General features: G+C 61.0%; 18 protein-coding genes. 6 read left to right on the top strand and 12 right to left on the bottom strand.

Annotated features, from left to right (window positions below; all coding sequences use genetic code 11):
- Positions 1-3: 3 nt before the first annotated feature.
- From VJS46_RS01330 to VJS46_RS01305, 6 genes are all read right to left on the bottom strand, one after another.
- Complete coding sequence (locus VJS46_RS01330; protein WP_324057577.1) at positions 4-999, bottom strand: aminoglycoside phosphotransferase family protein; 996 nt, start codon at positions 997-999, stop codon at positions 4-6.
- Positions 996-1439, bottom strand: coding sequence for a tRNA (adenosine(37)-N6)-threonylcarbamoyltransferase complex ATPase subunit type 1 TsaE (gene tsaE / locus VJS46_RS01325; protein ID WP_324057536.1), 444 nt, complete (start codon positions 1437-1439; stop codon positions 996-998). The genes VJS46_RS01330 and tsaE overlap by 4 nt, the downstream gene beginning before the upstream one ends.
- On the bottom strand, positions 1436-3784 hold the full coding sequence (locus VJS46_RS01320; protein WP_324057535.1) for a sensor histidine kinase: 2349 nt from the start codon (positions 3782-3784) through the stop codon (positions 1436-1438). The genes tsaE and VJS46_RS01320 overlap by 4 nt, the downstream gene beginning before the upstream one ends.
- A 174-nt stretch (positions 3785-3958) precedes the next feature.
- On the bottom strand, positions 3959-5371 hold the full coding sequence (ahcY, locus tag VJS46_RS01315) for an adenosylhomocysteinase (protein ID WP_324057534.1): 1413 nt from the start codon (positions 5369-5371) through the stop codon (positions 3959-3961).
- Positions 5372-5497: 126 nt separating this feature from the next.
- On the bottom strand, positions 5498-5983 hold the full coding sequence (locus VJS46_RS01310; RefSeq protein WP_324057533.1) for a hypothetical protein: 486 nt from the start codon (positions 5981-5983) through the stop codon (positions 5498-5500).
- 197 nt (positions 5984-6180) lie between these two features.
- Positions 6181-6699 carry a YqgE/AlgH family protein gene (locus tag VJS46_RS01305; RefSeq protein ID WP_324057532.1) on the bottom strand — a complete coding sequence of 173 codons (519 nt, stop codon included), beginning with the start codon at positions 6697-6699 and terminating at the stop codon, positions 6181-6183.
- Between the two features lie 212 nt (positions 6700-6911).
- On the opposite strand from VJS46_RS01305, the gene VJS46_RS01300 reads away from it, so the two are divergent.
- The 4 genes from VJS46_RS01300 to galE all read left to right on the top strand — a co-directional run bounded on the left by VJS46_RS01300 (position 6912) and on the right by galE (position 11160).
- Complete coding sequence (locus VJS46_RS01300; RefSeq protein WP_324057531.1) at positions 6912-7394, top strand: peroxiredoxin; 483 nt, start codon at positions 6912-6914, stop codon at positions 7392-7394.
- Between the two features lie 177 nt (positions 7395-7571).
- The gene (locus VJS46_RS01295) at positions 7572-9023 is read left to right on the top strand and encodes an AMP nucleosidase (protein ID WP_324057530.1); all 1452 of its coding nucleotides are present in this window, start codon (positions 7572-7574) and stop codon (positions 9021-9023) included.
- A 194-nt stretch (positions 9024-9217) separates the two neighbouring features.
- Complete coding sequence (locus tag VJS46_RS01290; RefSeq protein WP_324057529.1) at positions 9218-10177, top strand: UDP-glucuronic acid decarboxylase family protein; 960 nt, start codon at positions 9218-9220, stop codon at positions 10175-10177.
- Positions 10174-11160 carry a UDP-glucose 4-epimerase GalE gene (gene galE, locus VJS46_RS01285; RefSeq protein ID WP_324057528.1) on the top strand — a complete coding sequence of 329 codons (987 nt, stop codon included), beginning with the start codon at positions 10174-10176 and terminating at the stop codon, positions 11158-11160. The genes VJS46_RS01290 and galE overlap by 4 nt, the downstream gene beginning before the upstream one ends.
- Positions 11161-11262: 102 nt before the next feature.
- On the opposite strand, the gene VJS46_RS01280 is transcribed toward galE, so the two are convergent.
- The 3 genes from VJS46_RS01280 to VJS46_RS01270 are packed head-to-tail and all read right to left on the bottom strand — an operon-like array spanning position 11263 to position 16257.
- Complete coding sequence (locus tag VJS46_RS01280) at positions 11263-13068, bottom strand: ABC transporter ATP-binding protein (protein ID WP_324057527.1); 1806 nt, start codon at positions 13066-13068, stop codon at positions 11263-11265.
- Positions 13061-15106, bottom strand: coding sequence for a glycosyltransferase family 2 protein (locus VJS46_RS01275; protein WP_324057526.1), 2046 nt, complete (start codon positions 15104-15106; stop codon positions 13061-13063). Before VJS46_RS01275 ends, VJS46_RS01280 begins: the two co-directional genes overlap by 8 nt.
- On the bottom strand, positions 15103-16257 hold the full coding sequence (locus VJS46_RS01270; RefSeq protein ID WP_324057525.1) for a glycosyltransferase family 2 protein: 1155 nt from the start codon (positions 16255-16257) through the stop codon (positions 15103-15105). The genes VJS46_RS01275 and VJS46_RS01270 overlap by 4 nt, the downstream gene beginning before the upstream one ends.
- A 108-nt stretch (positions 16258-16365) precedes the next feature.
- On the opposite strand from VJS46_RS01270, the gene VJS46_RS01265 reads away from it, so the two are divergent.
- Positions 16366-17400 carry a glycosyltransferase family 2 protein gene (locus tag VJS46_RS01265; protein ID WP_414707951.1) on the top strand — a complete coding sequence of 345 codons (1035 nt, stop codon included), beginning with the start codon at positions 16366-16368 and terminating at the stop codon, positions 17398-17400.
- Here the strand turns inward: VJS46_RS01265 and VJS46_RS01260 are convergent.
- Together VJS46_RS01260 and VJS46_RS01255 are read right to left on the bottom strand one after the other, a co-directional pair.
- Positions 17355-18680, bottom strand: a complete 1326-nt coding sequence (locus VJS46_RS01260) for a glycosyltransferase (protein ID WP_324057524.1) — start codon at positions 18678-18680, stop codon at positions 17355-17357. The two genes, VJS46_RS01265 and VJS46_RS01260, sit on opposite strands and share 46 nt — an antisense overlap.
- Positions 18643-18843 (bottom strand): hypothetical protein, encoded by a 201-nt coding sequence (locus VJS46_RS01255; protein ID WP_324057523.1) that lies wholly within the window; start codon positions 18841-18843, stop codon positions 18643-18645. The genes VJS46_RS01260 and VJS46_RS01255 overlap by 38 nt, the downstream gene beginning before the upstream one ends.
- A gap of 67 nt (positions 18844-18910) precedes the next feature.
- Here VJS46_RS01255 and VJS46_RS01250 point away from each other — a divergent pair, with 67 nt between their 5' ends.
- Complete coding sequence (locus VJS46_RS01250; RefSeq protein ID WP_324057522.1) at positions 18911-19690, top strand: DUF2569 domain-containing protein; 780 nt, start codon at positions 18911-18913, stop codon at positions 19688-19690.
- Between the two features lie 155 nt (positions 19691-19845).
- Here the strand turns inward: VJS46_RS01250 and VJS46_RS01245 are convergent, their stop codons facing one another.
- The gene (locus VJS46_RS01245; protein ID WP_324057521.1) at positions 19846-20784 is read right to left on the bottom strand and encodes a right-handed parallel beta-helix repeat-containing protein; all 939 of its coding nucleotides are present in this window, start codon (positions 20782-20784) and stop codon (positions 19846-19848) included.
- Positions 20785-20870 lie beyond the last annotated feature (86 nt).

The raw sequence follows: 20870 nt of genomic DNA, 5'->3' as shown, positions 1-20870 counted from the left end.
TCTTCATGCTTCCTGATGCTCCGCCAACGCATAATGGCGCTTTGCCGCCGGCACATTGCTCGCAAACCAGGCGGCGACCGGCGCCAGAGCCGGATGTTTGAGATCCCGTTCGAGCAGGTCCCACATGCGGGGTAGGAAAGACAGGTAACGGGGCTTTCCGTCGCGTTTCCACAGTCTGGTGAAGATACCGATGATCTTTGCGTTCCGCTGAGCGCCAAGAACCGCATAGGCGGCGTCGAAATGGCCGTTGGGCCTGGCGAGGCGCTTGTAGAGGGCGATCATCTCCGCCTCGAGCTCTGGCGGAACATCGCGGCGCGCATCCTGCAAGAGCGAGACCAGGTCATAGGCCGGATGGCCCACCAATGCGTCCTGAAAATCGAGCAGACCCAGCCCATGAGAGGCCTCATGATCGGGAACCAGCATGATATTTTCGGCATGATAGTCGCGCAGGACCGTCACCTTGGGCGCATCATCCTCTTCGGCGACCGGCAGGATCTGATCCCAGGCGGTGCGATAGGCGGCCGCGTCGACCTCCAGCCCTGCCGCCGGGCAATACCATTCGGTCAGCAGCCCTGCCTCGCGCTGATATTCGGAACGGTCATAGGGCCGCAATTCAGCGGCCGGGCGCGTATGCAGATCGGCAAGGAGGGAAACGGCGCGCTCATAAACGCTATGCTCCTCATGCGGGGCTGCCTCCAGATACTCCCGCACCCGGATGTCACCGAAATCCTCCAGCAACACCAGACCATGATCAAGGTCCCGCGCATAGATTTGCGGTGCTGCGAAGCCCTGCCCCAGCAGGTGATCCGCTACCTTCAGGAAAGGGCGCGGATCCTCATGCGGCGGGGGTGCGTCCATCAGCACGGCACGCCGCTCGGCCTCATCATCGATGATGCGGAAATAACGGCGGAAAGACGCATCTCCCGCAAGCGGAAGAATACGCGCATCGGCCCAGCCGGCGGTATCAAGAAAGGCAGGCGCGGCGGCGGGCGGGATCATTTCAATGGCCATCGCTCTTTCCATGCAGCAGGCACCGTTGCTGTCAAGCGCCTCGATCCATCAGGCAGCGCTTCGATCGTCAGAACGAGGCTGTGGGGCCACAGCGAGCCGCCCATCCGTTCTGGCCATTCGATGAGAAGAAGACTGTCCTGCAGCAGTTCGCCAAGCGCGAGTTCCCCTATCTCTGCCGCATCCTCCAGCCGGTAGAGGTCGACATGAGTCACCGGGTATCGAACCAGCGGCGGGTCATAGGGCTGCACGATCGCAAAGCTCGGGCTGGGGGCTTCCTCCTCCAGTCCCAAGGCAGCGAGCAACCCTCGGGCCAGCGTAGTCTTTCCGGCCCCCAGCCCTCCTTCCAGCGCGATCGCATCGCCGGGTCTCGCCACCTGCGCCAACCGTGCCCCGAGCGCCAGCATCTCCGCTTCAGTCCCGATGATCATCCGCGCGGCAACTCCATGGTGATGGCCGTTCCCTCGCCAAGTTCCGACACCAGGTTCAGCGTGCCGCCATGCGCCTCCACCAATTGCCGCGCGAGTGGAAGGCCAAAGCCCAGCGACTCTCCTTTCTTCGCCTGTTCAGCCCGTTTGAATCGATCGAACGCCAGCGCCTGCGCCTTGACGTCCATGCCCGGACCATTGTCCGAGACAACGATCCGGGCGGACTGGCGGTCACCTTCCCCATGAAGCAGAACGCGTCCGCCGGCATGGGTATATCGAATTGCGTTGGCCAGGAGATGGTCTATGGCTTCGCCGAGCCGCTGGCTGTCGCCCGATACCACGCCAAGGCTCTTGTCGGCCTGGATCGCAAGCTCGATCTCCTTGGCCTCTGCGTCACTCCGGTAATGTCCGGCCCGTTCCTGGATCAGATCGCCAAGGTCCACGGGCCGCATGTGCAACGGCAGGGCTCCGGCTTCGCCTTGCGTCAGGTCAAGGACATTGTCGATCAGGCTGGAGAGGCGGGCCACGCTTTCCATGATGGCGCCGACATATTCCCTGGCCTGGTCTGGAAGTTCCCCGGCATAGCCAGCCTCCAGCATTTCCGTGAAGCCCGCAATGGATGTGAGCGGCGTACGCAGTTCGTAGCTCATGTTCGACACGAAAGCAGTCTTGATCTGGTCGGCCTCTTCCAGCGCAGTGTTGCGGTCCCTCAAGGCCTGCTCGATCCGGCGGCTGTCGGTCACGTCCAGCATGGTGAAAAGCGCGTTGCCGTCGGGCAACGGAATGGCCGCGAACTCGAAATGCTGCCCATCCGCGAAGGCAACCCGCCCGCCCCGCTGCTTGCGTTCCACCGTGGCGGAGCGAACCAGTTCACGGACGACCGCAATTTGATCGGGTTTCAGCAACTTGTGAGCAACCCTTTCCATTAACTGATCGACGCGCGGATGTTCAGCAAGGACCTTTTCCTCAAAGCCCCAGATCTTCTTGAAACGGTTGTTCCACAGGTGCAGCCGCCCATCGGAGGCAAAGACGCCAATGGCTTCGAACAGATTGTCGAAAGTGGCTGCGCGCACTCGCAGCAAGGTGTCCCGGGCGCTGGAAAGCTGAACCTGCTCCGTCCGGTCTTCAAAGATCAGCAACAGCCCACCGTCGGGCAAGGGCTGGGCAAATACCCGCAAATGCATGCCGTCGGGCAGAAGCCAATTTTCCTCGACGGACTGGGTCGAAAGGAACCAGTCCCGCCGCTCCGCCCGCCAGGCCGGGAAGTCACGGCTGCCCGGAAGCCGCCCCGCCTCGCGCATGGCGTCGAGAACCCGATCGAACTCAGGAGCATCGGCCAGGTTTTCGGTGCGAAGGCCGAACAGACGCTGGAAGGGCTGGTTGGAGAAGCGCAGCGTCCGGTCCGCTGCGAATTGCGCCACTCCTGCGGACAGGCGGTCCAGCATGTCGCGCTGCGCCTCTGCCAGCCGCTTATATTCGCTACGCGCCTGCTCCAGTTCATGCATGTCGATGGCATAGCCCGCGACCCCGGCTTCCCCCAGCGGCACGTCAACGACTCGCATCATCCGCCGCTCGCCGTCGATCGTGGCGGGCACCAGCCTTGCATAGGACACGCCGGATTCGAGCGCCGTGGCGGCGGCCGCTATCGGTGAGAGGCCATCGATAGGCTCAACAAGTTCCAGGCCGTTCAGAATGACTTCCTGCGCATCCTTCGCATCCACCGATTGCACATAGGCAGAGTTGACGAGGGACAAGCGAAGATCGGGACTGCGGTGCCACATCGGCATGGGGGCCGCTTCAATGACACCCGCCAGCGATTCCAGGGCACGGGCGAGCCTGTCCTTCTCTTCCGTGAGAGCCACTATTTCGATCTGGCTGTCGGTTGCATCAAACAGCCACAGGATTACGGCTCCCGGACCCGAAACGCCAGCACCGGCGGGAGCCCCCTTCACCAGCAATGCCCTTGAGGACCCCTGCGCGCTGACTGGCCGCGTGAAGCTCTTCCCGGCCTTTTGCGCCGCACTGATGTCACGGGCCAGCGTTTGGCCATCCTCCGGCTTCAATCCGCCTTCGGCTTCAGTGAGTTGGGATATGAACTTGGGAACGCTCTCCAGCCCTAGCCAGCCCGCCAGACGGTCCGGCGCATCGAGCCGCCCGTCGGCCCGCACCATGACCGGCAACGCGGGCGCCGATTCCAGCAGCGTCGCCAGCCGGTCCGCCTGTTCTGCCGCAAAGGCTGCCCGGCGGCGCATTGACAGGCCAGCGTAAATAGCCGCGCCCGCACCAATCAGCCAAAGAGCCGCAATCGCCCCCAGGACGGCCATGGTCGTGGAGGACAGGGCTAGCATCCGGTATTCAGCCCCTGGCGGTTGCAATAATTACCGGATGTCTTGCCCATGCAGGGGCAGTAGCCCAAAGAGCGCGGCGGGTGAAGCCGCGATGAGACATCCTATGCGGATAGGATCAATCTTTGATGCAGTAACTCGTCATCCCCGCTTTCGCGGGAATGACGAAGGCGGAAATCAGTAGCGGTAATGGTCAGGCTTGAACGGCCCTTCAGTGGGGACGCCGATATAGTCGGCCTGCTTCTGGCTGAGCTTGGTGAGCTTCACGCCCAGCTTTTCGAGGTGCAGCGCCGCCACCTTCTCGTCCAGATGCTTGGGCAGCACATAGACCTGATTCTGATATTGATCATTTTTGGTGAAAAGCTCGATCTGCGCCAGCACCTGGTTGGTGAAGCTTGAGGACATCACAAAGCTTGGATGACCGGTGGCGCAGCCGAGGTTCACCAGGCGTCCCTTGGCGAGGACAATGATCTGCTTGCCGTCCGAGAACTCGACCAAGTCCACCTGCGGCTTGATCTCCGTCCATTTGTAATTGGCAAGCCCGCTGATCTGGATCTCGCTGTCGAAATGGCCGATATTGCAGACAATCGCCATCGGCTTCATCGCCCGCATATGGTCGACCGTAATGACGTCCTCATTGCCGGTGGCGGTCACGAAGATATCGGCCCGCTGGACCGCTTCCTCCATGGTCACCACTTCATAGCCCTCCATGGCAGCCTGAAGCGCGCAAATCGGATCGATCTCCGTCACCAGCACGCGCGCGCCGCCATTGCGAAGCGAGGCGGCCGATCCTTTGCCGACATCGCCAAAGCCCGCAACAACGGCAACCTTGCCGGCCAGCATGACGTCGGTGGCGCGGCGGATGGCGTCGACCAGCGATTCCTTGCAGCCATAAAGATTGTCAAACTTGCTCTTGGTGACGCTGTCATTGACGTTGATCGCCGGGAAGGGAAGCTTGCCCTTCTTGCTGAGGTCGTAGAGGCGGTGGACGCCGGTGGTCGTCTCTTCCGAAACGCCCTTGATGTTCTGGACGGTCTTGGTGAGATAACCCGGGCGCTCGGCAAGGAACCGCTTCAGCACCGCGCAGAAAATCTCCTCTTCCTCATTGGAGGGGGTGAAAAGTTCCTCCCCAGCCTCAACGCGCGCGCCCCAGAGGGCGAACATGGTGGCGTCGCCGCCATCGTCCAGGATCATGTTGCAGGTCTGGTCCTGGCCCCAGTCGAAGATGCGAACGACATAGTCCCAATAGTCCTGCAGACTTTCGCCCTTGATGGCGAAGACCGGGATAGAGCGCGCGGCGATGGCTGCCGCGGCATGGTCCTGCGTCGAAAAGATATTGCAGGTGGCCCAGCGCACCTCGGCACCCAATTCCACCAGCGTCTCAATGAGCACGGCCGTCTGGATGGTCATGTGGAGGGAGCCAGTGATACGCGCGCCCTTCAGCGGCTTGGATGCGCCGAATTCCTGCCGCAGGGCCATCAGGCCCGGCATCTCCGTTTCGGCGATACGGATTTCGGCCCGGCCAAAATCGGCAAGTCCAATATTGGCGACGACAAAATCGGTAAAATCAGCAACAGGTGCAGTGGCCACAATGGTCTCCCGGGGCTTCTTCGAAGGACATCCGGCCGCCACAGCAATGGGGCGGCACGGGTTGAGGTCTCTCTAACAACCCGTGCCGGCAGAATCAAATCAAATATAAAGATTTCTTTATATGAATCATTTGGCCGCCATGGTGAGAGGACATTTCGCCCCCGGAAGCCGCGGATCGGCGCCTGCCCGCTGCGCCAGAGCCACCAGTGCGGCCTTGTGCGGAGCTGCGGCATTGGCAGCCCTTGTCAAGGACTGCATATCGGAGCAGTCGAGACCTTCCGCCCCGGCGCCATAGCTGTTCGCAAGCGATGTCACATAGCCATCATAGGCATTGAGCGCCGCCTTCGCGCCCAGCGCCTGTTCGAAATGGCCGCGCAAATCATCATTCACCTGCGTCAGCGCTGTCCGCTTCGCTCTAATGAAATCATTATATTCATTGAGGAAATTCACACCCGTATTCCGGCACCTGAGCGCCGACACCATGAGCATGGTTTCAAAATCGCGCACCTGGGCCGCCTCTATGGCTTGAGTGCTCCAGCAGGAAGCCGCCTGCACCGGCGCCGTCGAAATGAGGGCCGTTACGCCCACCATCACCTTCAGAATGTTTCGCATGTTCAATCCCCGTCCCGATCCCCACGGACGGAGCATGCGCCTCACAACTTGTGCAAAGATTGAGCAGCTATCTTAATGCCCGGTTACGGATGACTGTTCAGCTTCGAAGAGCCGCTGGTAAAGATATCATGTCAAAATGACTATCGTCGCCCCTGCGCAGGGACGACGGAAATATCCTTCCAAGGCCCCGTCCCCCGTCACGCGTGGCCGCTCTGATTGGCGAGCAGGCTGGCATCAATGCCGCTGGCGGACCATGCCGCCGTCCAGCGGTCGCGGGTCTGCGTGCCGAAGAGCAGCATGTCGCTCGCCGGGGCGACGAACCAGCCATGGCGGGTCATCTCCTCTTCAAGCTGCCCCTGCCCCCATCCGGCATACCCCAAAGCCACAATATATTGGGCCGGGCCCCGCCCTTCGGATATGGCCTTCAGCACGTCGAGCGACCCGCTGAGCCCCCAGTGGCCGCTCACCTGCAGCATGTCCTGCCCGCCCCAGTCGAGGCTATGCAGAACAAAGCCCCGCTGCCGCTCGACCGGACCGCCTCTCAAGACTGGCACATGTTCCACCTCACCACCCGGAAGGTCGAACTGGGCCAGCAATTCTCCCAGGGAAAAGCCCGGAATTTCCAGCCCGATATTGATGCCCAGCGCTCCATTTTCATCATGAGCGCAAAGCGCGATCACAGACCTTTCGAAATTGGGATCCCCTATGCCGGGCATCGCCAGCAACAAACTTCCAGAATAGAATGGCGCCTGGTTCATACGGACAGGATATCGAACTTGCCGCCCCTGGTCCAATAGCGCGTCGGCTTTGCGCGCTTTCGATCGGGTCACCGGCATATATTTCGCGCCGGGAAGTTTCGGGCGCTTGACTTGAGGATGGTCAGGCACGACCTCTGGCGCGCCATTCAGAATCGGAAAGGACCTCCAAAATGACCATCAGCAAGGGCGACAAGCTTCCCCAGGTGACGTTCACGATCATGACCGCCAACGGCCCTGAAGCAGTCGACAGCGACACCTATTTCAAAGGGAAGCGGGTGGCGCTTTTCTCGGTCCCGGGGGCGTTCACGCCGACCTGCTCGGCCAAGCACCTTCCGAGCTACGTCGAGAAGGTTGAGGAATTGAAGGCAAAGGGCATTGACGAAATCGCCTGCACCGCCGTCAACGATCCTTTTGTCATGGGCGCGTGGGGCAAAGCCAACGGCGTCGAGGGCAAGGTGACCATGCTTGCCGACGGAAACGGCGCCTTTGCGAAGGCTGTCGGCCTGGAAATGGACGGCAGCAAATTCGGCCTCGGCACGCGCGGCCAGCGTTTCTCCATGATCGTGAATGACGGCGTCGTCGAGGAAATCTTCGTCGAAGCTCCTGGCGACTACAAGGTGTCTTCGGCCGAACATATGCTCGAGCAGCTTTAAGGTTTTTGCGGGATTTTCATTTCCACCCGCTCAGGCTGAGCCTGTCGAAGCCCTCTGCTTTCTTGAAAAGAAGAGGAGCCCTTCGGCAGGCTCAAGGCCAATGGAAGTAGCCAAGAAGCGGAATCTCTCTCCCTCAGGCCCCTTCCCGCATCCCGCCAAAAGCGTTACCCTTGCCCCATGACTCCTTTGGTTCAAGGCAAGGATGTCGTCGCCAGGCTCGACGAAATTTACCAGGCAGCTTTGCAAAATCTGCGCTCGGCCCTGTTGCGCTTTGCGGCCGAAGGCATCACGCCCGGCCCCGAAGCAGCGGAACAGCGGCTTTTCTGCTATCCCGAACTGCGTGTGACGCACAATGGAGGGCCCGATGCTTCCCAATATGGCCGGTCCTTCGCCCGGTTGTCGGCCCCTGGGGTGTTCATAAGCACAATCACTCGCCCCGCCATGTACGCCAATTATCTGTCCGAACAGATTGACCTGCTCGTCCGGGATTATGGCGTGAAGGTAGAGGTCGGAAAAAGCACGCAACAGATCCCCTTCCCCTATGTCGTCGACGGGCTCGACATGTCAGCGCTTGAGGGCGTTGCGCCAAGTGAGCTCGCCCGGCACTTCCCTTCCACTGACCTTGCCCATATCGGCGACGAGATCGCGGACGGCCTCTTCCTTCCGGATGCGGAGGGCGTCCGGCCGCTTGCCCTGTTCGACGGGCTGCGCACGGATTTTTCGTTGGCCCGCCTGCAACATTATACCGGCACGCCGCCGGAGCATGTGCAGCGCTTTGTCCTCTTCACCAATTACCACCGCTATGTCGATGAGTTCGTGAGCTGGGGCTGCGAGGCACTGAAAAAGGGAGGCCGCTTTACGGCGCTGTCCGGCGCGGGCGGCGTGTTTGTGACCCCTGATACGGCAGACCCAGCCCGCACCATAGCAGATAGCGCCTGGCGCAGGCATCAAATGCCTGCCTATCATTTGATGGCGCCCGACCGCAGCGGCATCACCCTCGTCAATATCGGCGTCGGCCCCTCGAACGCAAAGACGATCACGGACCATCTGGCGGTCGTCAGGCCAGAAGCCTGGCTGATGATCGGCCATTGCGGCGGGCTGCGTCCCAGCCAGCGGATCGGCGACTATGTGCTCGCTCACGCCTATCTGCGCGACGACCATGTGCTCGATGAAATGCTGCCCCCCGAAATCCCCATCCCGGCCATCGCCGAAGTCCAGCTCGCCATGGCGAGGGCTGCGCATGACATCCTCGGCGGCACGGAGGAGGAGTTCAAGCGGCGGCTACGCACTGGCACGGTCGTGACCACCGACGACCGGAACTGGGAACTGCGCTACTCCAATTCCGCGCTTCGCTTCAGCCTCTCGCGGGCTGTCGGGATCGACATGGAAAGCGCCACGATCGCAGCCCAGGGCTATCGCTTTCGCGTTCCCTATGGGACCCTGCTCTGCGTTTCGGACAAGCCATTGCATGGCGAATTGAAGCTGCCGGGCCAGGCGAACCGCTTCTATGAGGAGGCGATCGCCAGCCATTTGCGCGTGGGCGTCGAGACCTGCGAACTGCTGAGGCAGGAGGGGGCGAAACTGCATAGCCGCAAATTGCGGGCGTTCAACGAACCGCCGTTCAGGTGAGGTGTCGAGCTATTGGCCCCCTCTCCACGGCGGGGAGAGGGAAATCCACCCCAGCCCATAATCCGAACGGATGGTCCGACATTCCTTGGAATTGTCCGGAAGGAACATAGTGACCGGCCCGATTGTTTGGCATCGTCTCAACAGGGCTGGGATCGGACAGGATTAAACAATTGAAGCAGACCCGAAGGGCGCTGATGCGCCGGAAACGTGTGCTCGTGACGGGCGGCGCTGGGTTTCTTGGCTCCTTTCTGTGCGAAAGGCTGCTGGCCAAGGGCAATGAGGTCGTCTGCGTCGATAATTTCTTCACCGGCACGCGCGACAACATAGCTTCGATGCATGGCGATCACCGCTTCGAGCTGCTGCGCCATGACATCACCTTCCCCCTCTTTGTCGAGGTGGACGAGATCTACAATCTCGCCTGTCCCGCCAGCCCGATCCATTATCAGTTCGACCCGGTTCAGACGACCAAGACCAGCGTGCATGGCGCGATCAACATGCTGGGGCTCGCCAAGCGGACCGGCGCGAAGATCCTTCAAGCCTCCACCTCGGAAATCTATGGCGATCCGGAAGTGCATCCCCAGAGCGAGGACTATTGGGGCCGGGTCAATCCGATCGGCCCCCGCTCCTGCTATGATGAGGGAAAGCGCTGCGCCGAAACACTGTTCTTCGACTATTGGCGGCAGCACCAGCTATCGATCAAGGTCGCCCGGATTTTCAACACCTATGGCCCGCGCATGCAGCCCGATGACGGCCGCGTCGTGTCCAACTTCATTCTCCAGGCGCTGAGGGGTGACCCGATCACAATCTATGGTGACGGGATGCAGACACGTTCCTTCTGCTTCGTGGACGACCTGATCGAAGGGTTGATCCGGCTGATGGCTTCTCCCGATGATGTGACGGGGCCCGTCAATCTCGGCAATCCAGTCGAATTCACGATGTTCGGCCTTGCCGAGGCGGTCATCAAGCTTACTGGCAGCAAGTCGCGGATCGAACATCGTCCCTTGCCGAAGGATGATCCGCGTCAGCGAAAGCCGGATATCGGCCTTGCCAAGCGGCTGCTCGACTGGGAACCGACCGTTCCGCTGGAAGAAGGGCTGCGCCGCACCGTCAGCTATTTCCGGGACCTGATTGACCGGGGCGAACTGCACGCATGACGGAACGAACCATTTTGGTGACCGGCGGCGCGGGCTATGTCGGCTCGCATTGCTGCAAGGCCTTTGCCCGCGCAGGGTGGCGGGTGGTGACCTTCGACAATCTGTCCCGCGGCCATGCAGAAGCGGTGCAATGGGGTCCGCTGATCAAGGGCAATATTCTGGATGCCGAGGCTTTGGATGCTGCCTTTCGTGAATATAAGCCCGATCTGGTCGGTCACTTCGCCGCCTTTGCTTATGTCGAAGAGTCAGTCCGTCAGCCGGAGCTTTATTACCGCAATAACTGCATCGGCAGTTTCACCTTGCTGGAAAGGATGCGGGCGGCGGGAGTCAGCAAGCTCATTTTTTCAAGCACCTGCGCGAGCTATGGGGTGCCGGGGCACGTGCCGATCGGTGAGGATCATCCGCAATGGCCGATCAACCCCTATGGCTGGTCGAAGCTGATGGTAGAGCGGATGCTCTCGGACTACGCCTCCGCGCATGGTCTGGACAGCGTGGCGCTTCGCTATTTCAACGCGGCTGGATGCGATCCCGAGGGAGAGATCGGCGAGTGGCATGAGCCGGAAACACACGCCATTCCGCTGGCGATAGCGGGGGCATTGTCGAATGACCGCCCCTTCACTGTCTTTGGGAGTGATTTCGAGACGCGGGATGGCAGCGCCATTCGCGATTATATCCATGTCAGCGACCTAGCCCGGGCGCATGTGCTGGCCGGGGAATGGATCATGGGCCAACAGGGTTTCCATATGTTCAACCTCGGCACCGGCCAGGGGACGACAGTGCTTGAGATCGCCAATGCCGTTGCCAAGGCCTGCAACTCGACGCAGGCGCCGCAACTTGGGCCAAGGCGCGCAGGCGATCCGCCCATCCTGATTGCCGACGCAGCGAAGGCGAAAAGGGAGCTTGGCTGGGAAGCGGAGATGTCGGACATCGACACGATCGTGCGCACTGCGGTGCAATGGTATCGGCGTAGCCAAGCCGTCTGAGGGCGGCGAATATTTGACGATCAATTGACCGCAACATCACCGTCGTCTCTGCGAAGGCAGGGACGGCGGTTTTCTTCATGTTTCTTCACACACCAAGCGCGCTCATTCCTGCCGCCGGGCAAAGGGCATAGCGACCGCCGAAAGCGGCTGCTTGGGCTTCAGCATATCCTCAGGGCTGCCCTCACCAACCAGCTTGCCCTGGTCAAGGCAGATCACATGATCAACCTGCCGGACCGTCTCCAGCCGGTGGGTGATGATCAGAATCGTGCGGCCAGCAAAGCGATCCTCCAGCGCCGCGCGTATCCTTGCCTCCAACGAGGTGTCGAGGGCGCTTGTGGCTTCGTCGAGGATCAGCATGTCGGGATCGCGGAGGATCGCCCGAGCGATGCCCACGCGCTGCCTCTGACCGCCCGACAGGTTCAGCCCCTGCTGCCCAACCCAACTGGAATCGCCATATTCCAGGCCGGAGAGCAGTTCGGTAAGGCCGGAAAGCTCATAGGCTTCCTTAAGCGCGGGCTCATCGGGATTGTCCCGCGACATTGCCACATTGTCGCGAATGGTTCCCTCAAAGAGATCGATGTCCTGCCCGGCGACTGCGAGGCGGCCGAGCCAGTCCTCCCGGCGAATGTCGCCCATGTTCCGGTCCCCCAGCAGGATGCGTCCCTCATCAGGGCTGTATAGGCGGAGCAGGAGGTTCACGACGGTGGTCTTGCCGGAACCGCTTGCGCCGACGAGGGCCGTCACCTTGCCCTTGGGAATGTCGAAGCTGACGTCCCGCAGCGCCGGGCTGCCGTCATAGGCAAAGCTGATATTGCGGAAGCGAATGGCCTCATAACTTTCCGGCATTGCCTGGGACCCATCAGGGGGAAAGCTCTTGCCCTCTGGTCCGATCATCTTTCGAACCGCCTTGAGCTGAGGCGCGGACTGGGCGAGGAAAAGCAGATTGCCTTCGAACTCGCGCAGATGAGGCTGCAAGCGGTAGAGCAGCGCCACGATGGTAAGCGTTGCGTGGAAGTCGATCTGAAGCGCACTGGCTCCGGCGACAATGAGGCACAAGATGGCGAGATAGCCTATTTCGGTCGCGGGACTGATGGCCGCATTGAGGCGGTCCATGCGGGCAAGGCTTTGGCGCGCAGCGGCGGAAGATTGGAGGAAGGCCCGGTGCTGCGCCGATTCCCGGCCATAGGCACGGATGGCGCGCATGCCCTGAAGCGTCATGAGCATAAGGCCGCCCATGGACTGATGCTCTGCCTTCACCGCTGCGCCGAGTTCCGTAACGGGGCGGGAGAGCCTGCCGAGGAAAGCTGAAACCAGAAACGCGCAGACGGCGGCGGCGAGCGTGATCTTCCACGACAGGGCAAAGAGGAAGATCGCGAAAACCAGGATCGCGCATATATTGATGATGACGCGCGTGAACGCCGTATTGGCGGCGGCGACACCCCAGCTATCAGTGCCCAATATCTCCATCAGTTCCGCCTGTTCATGGCGGCGTATGAACTCATAGGCGACCTGGAGATATTGGCGATGAATGCGATTGCGGGCCGTTTCGCTGATGCGCGCGCTGAGCGCCGCCGAGATGCGGGCATAGGCATAGCCGATAATGCCCCGCAGCACGATAAGGCCGAAGATGACGGCCGCAAGCGGTGCCGGGCCTCCCAGCGTGTCGAGCAGCCAGACCGCGCCCGCGCCAAAGGTCTGCATGGCCGCTTCCGGCTGGTCAAATTGCCCGAGCGCCGCATAGAGAAACAGAATGATAAGGCTTATGCCTGCTGTTTCGGCCAGCGAGGCGAGGACGCCCAGCATGACCAGCAACGGCGTCCTCTGCCGCGCCGCCGGTATCATTTCCAGCAATGCCCACAGGTCTTTGAGCGTCGCGAGGCGATCGGCTAGAAGGCCACCATTACGCACCCATGGTTTCTCCCCCCGCAAAGCCGTCCCTTCCGCCGATAACGAACTTTCTTGGCCTGTAATCCCAGCGGCGGCGGCGCTCTCCAGAAACCCGCCGTCTTATGCCACGGATGAGGGCCCTTGGCAGCCGCCATGGCAGCGCAGCCGCCAAATGCATAGGCGCGCGGCGGCCCATTTCGCCCATCAGTTTCGCCGCGGACGAAAGGTCACCACGTTCAGCCGCAGTGATCAGGCTCCATAGCATGAATCCATTCTGTCCGCGAATGATGGCGCGGCGGCGATCGGGGTGGCGGCTCAGCATCTCCTTCCCGACCAGATCGAAGGAGCGGACCATCCGCATCATGTCGCTCGACATGTTTCCCGCAAGGTCGCGATAGCCGGTCAGCGGTTCGGGCACCAAGGCGAAGCGGTATTTCTCGGCAATGCGGAAATAGATCGAGAAATCCTCACACCCCTGGGCACCGCGCTCATGCAGGCTGCTGTCGAAACCGCCAGCCGCCTCAAGAGCAGCCCGCTTTATCAAAGGTGCGCTGCCATTGCCGACGAAATTGCCAGCGAAGATATCGTCGAGCACCTGCCCCGATATTCGGGGGCGGAAATTGGTGCTGATGATGAGGCTCTCGGCATCGATCTTGGCATACCAGGTATAGGCAAGGCCAGCCGCTTCCCCCGCCCGCTTCAGCGCCTCGAGTTGCTTTTCGATCTTGGCCGGCGCCCAAAGATCGTCCGAGTCCACAAAGGCGATCAGGTCGGAACCAGCGGCCTTCCACCCCCTGTTGCGCGCCGCCGCGACGCCGGCATTGGCCTGCTGGATCAAGGAAATGCGGGGGTCCTCCGCCGCTTCCCCCAGCACCATGTCTGGCGTGGCATCGGGCGAACCATCATCCACGACAATGATGTCCAGCGTCTTATGCGTCTGATAACGAACGCTGCAGAGCGTTTCGCCGAGCGTATCCATTGCCTTGTAGGCAGGGATGATGGCGCTCACCAACTCCTTGGGCTGCTCAGGATCGATCCCCAGCATGTCCGCAATGCTTTTCTTGATCTCGTCACAAGACCTGGACGCCATGCCCTGCTCCATGGCCCGGTCAAGCATGGCGCTCGTCGCGGGCCAGTCGAGCGCGAAACTCGCGGGGGTCCTGCAGGCGCCGGTGCACAATGCTTCCAGCAGCATGGAGGCAGCGAACCATATCCCTTCGTCTCGAGGTTCGAGCAGTGGCAGGGGCGGCAGGTTCTGGAGCGGTTGCCCTTGCGCGGAGGCCACAGCCCGGCACCAGAGTCCGAAATAGGCGAGCGCTATTTCCTGGCCTTCGGGCCGCTGATCGCCCCGACCGCAGATATCGCCCAACCCCCTGAAGCCCTTGCCGATGACCGTCGCGGCATCGCAAAATAGCTGAGTAACGTTCGCGGAAAGGCTGTCAGGGCCAAGCCTGTAATAGGAATAAAGCTCGGGGACCGGTGCAAAGCGCCCCCCGGCAAGGGCAAGGCGCTGCCACAGGTCCCAATCCTCGCAGGTCTTGAGGCTGCTGTCGAAGCCCCCCACCTCCTCGATTTGCTGGCGCAGCACCAGTAGGGAATGCGTGGCGAGTGGGTTGCGATGCGCCAGTTCCTGCACCGGATCCTGGGTGAGGCGCGGCGCAAAGCGCGGCATGAACGCCTGCCCATCGGGCGTAACGCGTACATAGCCGCAATAGCTGGCCACTGCCTCCCGTTCCTCGCGCAAAGCTGCGTGCAACCGCCTTATATGGTCACGCGCGATCCAGTCATCGGCGTCCAGGAACAGGACGGCCTGTCCCCTGGCCTGGCGCAAGCCCTCATTGCGGGCGGTGGCGGGCCCCTCGCCAGGCCCCGCCACCAGCCGGACGCGAGCATCTTCGCTTGCCTGCTCGGCAACAATCCTGGCCGTACCGTCGCTTGAGCCATCATCGACGATGATGGCTTCGATGTCGGCAAATTCCTGCGCAACGACGCTGGCCAGCGTCGTGGGCAAGGTCCCTTCGGCATTCCGGGCGGGTATGATGACGGAAACCGCCGTCATCGGGCGTCGCTCCGGCCATTGCGGGCGTAATAGAGTAGCCCCGCAATAAAGCCTTTTACCTCCTGATTGATGAAGCGGTTATGCGGCCGCTCGCCATAGCGGTATCTGTGCCAGAGACGCCTTGCATAATAGCGGGGCATCAGGTTGAAGGCGCGCCAGAGATTGCCGCGATTATGCGTCCGCTCATATTGGACCATCAGCGCCGCAGCATGGCCGCGCATATAATGGTAGATCTGCGAGGCCAGCCCCTCGATTTCCCGGCGATGATAGTGAAAGGCCACCGCTGTCGGTTCGTAGAAGCAGGTCCCCCCGACGCTCAACACCCGGTGCCAATATTCGGAATCGCCGGAACAGCCTGCAGCGCCGACATCAAGGCGCTCGTCGAACAGCCCGGCCATCTGGAAGGCTTCCCGGCGAAAAGCCATGCTGGCCCCGGCTCCGATCTTCCAGACCTCGCTTCCCGTGCTTCTGTCCGCAGCGAAGAAATCCGAACCGAATATATGCGGCTCATAGCCCTGGCCGAAGCTCCAATAGGTTTCGAATATCTGCTGCGCTTCAGTTTCAAGCTCGGCGGGCAGGACAAGGCCCGTGACCGCCATTGCATCATTATCCTCCAGCGCTTGCACCAGCCTTTCAAGCCAGCGGGGATGCAGATGCACATCGTCATCGGTGAAGGCGACGACGGGAGCCGTTGCGCGGCGAATTCCACTGTTCCGCGCAATATCGAGGCCCGGCCGGTCCTCCCGCACATAAATCACGCCGGCCGCTTCAGCCACTTTCCGGGTACGGTCGTCGCGTGAGGCATTGTCGACTACAATCACTTCGGCCGGCGGATGGCTTTGCGCCGGCAGGGAGGCAAGGCAGCGGCGCAATTCGTCCGGCCGGTCGCGGGTGCAGATGACGAGCGAGGCTTGAAGCCTCGGCCTGTCCCGCCGTTCCGCGATTTTCGTGGCGCGTTGGAAAGCTGGCGTGGAAGAAATCTCCCGCCAATAGCGGTGAATGCTGATGGGCCGTCCCACTATCCCACGGTCGCGCACCTGCCCCACAGGTACGTCATTCCACCAAAAAATGATAAGCGTCTCCGCCTCCTCCCTGGGCAGGGCTGGCGGCATGTTGGACGCGTCGATATGCTCGATGGCAATACGCGGCATTGGTACCTCTGGTCGTCGGGCACGACAATGAAGGAACTGCGCGGCTGCGCGTAGCGCTCAAAAGGATAGGCTGCGGCGACGGGTTCAATTTATACGGTAAACAAAGCTATTCTGACGAGCAGGCGCAAGGCATCTGATTGCCTGCGTAAAAACCGGAGCAAGGCCCTGGCACAGACAGACACGGTATCCGTCATCATTCCCGCCTATAATGCGAGTCGCACCATAAGGGAGACGCTGGAAAGCGCCGCTGCGCAGACCCATCAGGCATTGGAGATTCTGGTGGTCGATGATGGCTCAAGCGATGAGACGCCTGCTATCGTCCAGGCCTTCGCGAGCGGCGATCCTCGCGTCAGGCTGATCCGGCAGGCCAATGGCGGAGTTGCGGCTGCGCGCAATAGCGGCATCGCCGCTTCTTCGGGAGCATTCATTGCGCCGCTGGACTCGGATGATCTGTGGCACCCCGCCAAGATTGCACGGCAACTTGACATCTTCGCCCAGGGCGGACCGGACATTGGGCTCGTTTATACCTGGTTCGCCCTGATCGACGACAAGTCCCGCGTGAAGCAATTGCGCCATCATCCAGAGCACCAGGGAGAGGTGCTGGCGCCGCTCGCCTTTCACAATTTCATCGGCAATGGCAGCTCCGCGCTCATTCGGCGCTCGGCCCTCAGCCATACCCAAGGCTATGACAGTTCCTTAAGGGCGCGGGGCGGACAAGGTTGTGAGGACTGGAAGCTCTATTTCGAAATTGCCGAACGCTATCGCTTCGGGCTCGTGCCGGAACCATTGACGGGTTATCGCGATCTGCCCGACAATATGTCGAGCGACGTGCTGCAGATGCTTCGCTCCCGGGACCTCTGCACATTGGATCTTTTGCCCCGCCATCCAGAGCTTCGCCGTGCCTTCAGCACCGGCCGCAACAGGCTCAGCCGCTTTCTCTTCCACCGGGCGATCAGGCGCGGGCGGATCGACGAGATCACGAAGCTCGCATGGTCCATTGGCCGCCATGACCCGATTTATCTGGCAAGGCTTGTCGCAACGCTTCCGCTGGCGGCTTTTGACGGAGTTAGCGGACGGTTGTTCGGTAATGGCGCCTATCAGGGACGCGACATGATCCGCTTTGCCGACCTCAACCCGTCCTGACCCGCCCCTGCCGCATGCCTTCCGGTCAGCGAAGTGAAAAGACCAATAAGCAGTTCCAGATGACGGCCGGCGGAATATTCCCGCTGCGCCTTCGCCGGCCCCTCCTTGCGCAAGCGATCCTCCAATTCCCTGTCGGTCAGGAGCCGCTCTATGGATGAAGCCAGCGCTTCGGCATCGCCCGGCTGGAAAAGCAGGCCGTCCTTTTCATGTTCGATCGCCAGCGATAGCGAACCAAGATCGGAAGCAATCACCGGAACGCCTGCGCAAATGCTTTCCAGATAGCTGTTCGGCAGATTTTCGAACCAGAGCGATGGAATGATCGAGGCAACAGAATCCTTCAGCAGGGCTGGAATCTGCTCCGCTGGTACGGCCCCATCGAAGTGGATGCAGTCGACCAACCCGGCCCTCCGCACCCGGCGCACCAGTTCCCGTCCATAGTCGACATATTGCGGGCTGCCGACGATGCGGAGGGGAGGAATATGTGCCCGGCCCATGCGCGAGCGCAATAACCCCATGGCGTCAATCAGCGTCTCCAGTCCCTTGGATGGATCAAGGCGGCCGAAATAGAGCAGATGCCGCCGCGTGCCTTGCGGTTGGCCGCAGAACGTCTCCTCGTCGGCAAAGGTGGGGATGCACGCCAGCCGCTCCCGTGGAAAGCCGCCCTTCACCATCATCTCCGTCAGAAAGGGATTGGTGGTGACAAAACGGTCGATCAGGTCCAGCAGACCGCGCCTCCGGTGATACCAGGTGGCCGCCGCGTCCAGCGCCGAAACCAGCCGGCTGTCATGAACGCAGCCATGCACCACGCCGGGCCATAACCGCCCGTTCAGGCATTTGGTGCAGGTCTTGCCGTCCCGCAGGAAATGATGCTCGGCGCACAGAAAGCCATAGTCGGACACGCGAACCACGATCGGCACTTTCGCCTTGTGAAGCGCCACCAGAACCGAAGGCGATAATTTGCGCATGAACAACATCAGATAGGCGACGTCGGGCCGGAAGTCCTCAATCAGCCTGGTGAGGTCCTGTTCTACCTCGGCCGAATAAAAGAGACGCTGAAAGGTCTTCGCAAAGGAGGCGGGGCGCCTGCGATGCTGATCGAAGAAGACTTCTTCAGGGCCGCCGATGGGAGAAGTGAACCAGGGCGACCAAGGCGAAGGTTCATTTTGCTTATAATCTATTGAAAATACAGCCGTTTCATGGCCAGCACGGCCAAGTACGCGTTCAATATTGAACAGATAGCGCTCAGCGCCGCTGGCAACGAAATAGCGGTGATTGATCAATAGGATCCGCAATGCCTGAACAGCCCCACAGCTGAAAAATCCGTCCGAATTGCTGCCATTCTTTTTTCTTCAAACGATCAATCCCCATACCCGGCGCCCATTGCCGGCGGATTAATCCCAATTTGTCAGCTACACTTTGCGACATGAACGGAATATTGACCATTGGTTAACCACAATGGTGCATTCTACACTCTGACATTGCAGCCTCTCCTAAGATATAGTGGGTCCTGATGATCGAGCGGATTTCCCGAACTCTTCACGGAAAAAGCATCCGGCTGGTGGGTGCCCTGCAAGCCAATCTGCGGTCCATCGCCGCGATCTGGATCCTCCTTATCAGCTTTGCCTGCGGTCTTCGTATCGCTTTCGCGGTGACTCATGTCGATCCCGGCATTGAGTTCATCAGCAACGCCCTGCCCTATGTCGCCGTGACCACGGCTCCGGTGGCGACCTTGTTCTTCGCGCTTCGCCTGTTCCCGCCTGGGCAGCTTTATGCCCAGCCCGCCATCCGCCTTTCCCGCTATGGCCGCTGGCGCAAGGTGAATTGCCTCGAGGCGCGCGCCTTGCCGGCATTTGGCGCCACTGGTCTCATGGCCTCGCTCCTCATCGGCATGTTGTTGAACGTGCCGGTCAGGACGGCCGAATTCCTGGTCGCCATCCCCGCTCTCGGCAGCCATGCCCCAGGATGGTATCAGGCGCTTTTCCATGTGATGGTGGCCGATGTCGTCATCCTGACCAGCCTTTATGTCTTCGCCTTCGTGATGGCCATTCGCCTGGTCCCCTTCTTCCCCCGTTTCCTGCTGCTCGTCTGGGGCATCGACCTTTTGGCGCAGCTCGGCATTGCCAAGCTGGTATCCTCGGTTCCCGGAGTGCCCGCCGCTGTGGAAAGGGCCCTGCTCGACATGCTGGAGGGCAATTTGAAAAAGGTGCTGATCAGCGCCGCGATCTGGCTGCCTTATCTCATTCTCTCCGATCGGGTGAACGTTACCTACCGGCAACGCATCGGGGCCTGAACCCCGCTTTGGGGCGAAAATATAAGGCCGTCGTTCCTGCCCTTCGACTGCCCGCAGGGCGGGCGCTCAGGATGAACAGCGGGTTTCAGCCGCAGGCAGGAACGACAGTCATTTTCCTCTAACAACAAAGACCCGCAAGGCGGCGCCCGGTAAAATCAACGCCTGTCCAACGGCTTGATCCCTCGCCCAAGCTGGTTCGTGCCAAGGGCGATCCGGTCTCCACTCCAGTCCGCCACAAAGCTGCTCGCGCGGTCGACTCCCGGTGCAAAGGAGGCGCGATTATCCTTGATGGACAGACCGTTGGAACTGTTTTCCTTGCCCTCGGCCGCCACCGCGATGAAGGCGCTATAATTTTCCTTGCTGCGTCCCTGGACCATCAGGTTGCCGGAAATCAGGCCCGTCGCCCCTGCGGGCAGATCGATCATGTAATTTGTCTCTCGCCCGCCGGTATCGTCGAAGCTGTTGCCGACGATGTCCGCAATTGCCGCGCGCGATTTTACATAGTGGCCGCCATTGCCCAGTTCGAAGCGCGACCTCGTGATGCTTAGCTTGCCATAGCCGCCCACATAAATGCTATGGGCGCAGGAAAGCCCCCGGTCGCAGCGGCCAAGATGCTGAAAGCTGGAACGGTCGATGCGAATCTCGCCCGCTGGATCCGCAGCAGTCAAAATGCCCTGCTCGCTGTTTCGGAACAGGCTGTTGACCACATGGAGATCGCCTTGCTCCAGCCTTATCCCGGCTCCATTGGCATCAGGCACCCGCATATTCTGGAAGATGACCCCATCCACCGTGGCGCTGCGTCCACGCAGCACAAGGGCAGCCTTGCCTTCGCAGCTAACCCCGTCGAAAATCACCGTCCCCGGTTCGCGGGCCCTGAAGGTGATGCTGCCATCGGACTGGACGGCACATTCCCGATAGCCGCCCGGAGCGATCAGGATCGTGCCCGTACCGCTGCCGATCGCACGAACGGCGTCATCCAGCCTGTCATAGCTTCTGCTCTGCTCCGCCACCATGAAGGGCGCCTGCCCGTCCTGGGCCAATGCGGCCGCCGTTGCTGTGGCTGAAATGAGCAAGGCTATGGGGAGGATTTTCATGCCAGCCGCTTAACCCAAAGAAGTGAAATGCCGCTGAGTTCATATGGTTAATGAGGGTCCCCTATCACCCCCAATCGTCGTCCCTG

Origin of the sequence: Rhizorhapis sp. (genome assembly GCF_035276005.1) — a bacterium.
In the GTDB taxonomy this organism is placed as follows: domain Bacteria; phylum Pseudomonadota; class Alphaproteobacteria; order Sphingomonadales; family Sphingomonadaceae; genus Rhizorhapis.
The sequence above is the reverse complement of the archived record's forward strand: the minus strand, read 5'-3'. Positions and strand labels throughout refer to the sequence as shown.

What these genes read in the sequence shown, in the direction of transcription:
- VJS46_RS01295 (WP_324057530.1), top strand. Translation starts at nt 7,572, where the DNA reads ATGACTCCTTTGGTTCAAGGCAAGGATGTCGTCGCCAGGCTCGACGAA.
- VJS46_RS01310 (WP_324057533.1), bottom strand. Translation starts at nt 5,983, where the DNA reads ATGCGAAACATTCTGAAGGTGATGGTGGGCGTAACGGCCCTCATTTCG.
- tsaE (WP_324057536.1), bottom strand. Translation starts at nt 1,439, where the DNA reads ATGATCATCGGGACTGAAGCGGAGATGCTGGCGCTCGGGGCACGGTTG.
- galE (WP_324057528.1), top strand. Translation starts at nt 10,174, where the DNA reads ATGACGGAACGAACCATTTTGGTGACCGGCGGCGCGGGCTATGTCGGC.
- VJS46_RS01270 (WP_324057525.1), bottom strand. Translation starts at nt 16,257, where the DNA reads ATGCCGCGTATTGCCATCGAGCATATCGACGCGTCCAACATGCCGCCA.
- VJS46_RS01250 (WP_324057522.1), top strand. Translation starts at nt 18,911, where the DNA reads ATGATCGAGCGGATTTCCCGAACTCTTCACGGAAAAAGCATCCGGCTG.
- VJS46_RS01330 (WP_324057577.1), bottom strand. Translation starts at nt 999, where the DNA reads ATGATCCCGCCCGCCGCCGCGCCTGCCTTTCTTGATACCGCCGGCTGG.
- VJS46_RS01255 (WP_324057523.1), bottom strand. Translation starts at nt 18,843, where the DNA reads ATGGTCAATATTCCGTTCATGTCGCAAAGTGTAGCTGACAAATTGGGA.
- VJS46_RS01275 (WP_324057526.1), bottom strand. Translation starts at nt 15,106, where the DNA reads ATGACGGCGGTTTCCGTCATCATACCCGCCCGGAATGCCGAAGGGACC.
- VJS46_RS01305 (WP_324057532.1), bottom strand. Translation starts at nt 6,699, where the DNA reads ATGCCCGGCATAGGGGATCCCAATTTCGAAAGGTCTGTGATCGCGCTT.
- VJS46_RS01245 (WP_324057521.1), bottom strand. Translation starts at nt 20,784, where the DNA reads ATGAAAATCCTCCCCATAGCCTTGCTCATTTCAGCCACAGCAACGGCG.
- VJS46_RS01320 (WP_324057535.1), bottom strand. Translation starts at nt 3,784, where the DNA reads ATGCTAGCCCTGTCCTCCACGACCATGGCCGTCCTGGGGGCGATTGCG.
- VJS46_RS01290 (WP_324057529.1), top strand. Translation starts at nt 9,218, where the DNA reads ATGCGCCGGAAACGTGTGCTCGTGACGGGCGGCGCTGGGTTTCTTGGC.
- VJS46_RS01300 (WP_324057531.1), top strand. Translation starts at nt 6,912, where the DNA reads ATGACCATCAGCAAGGGCGACAAGCTTCCCCAGGTGACGTTCACGATC.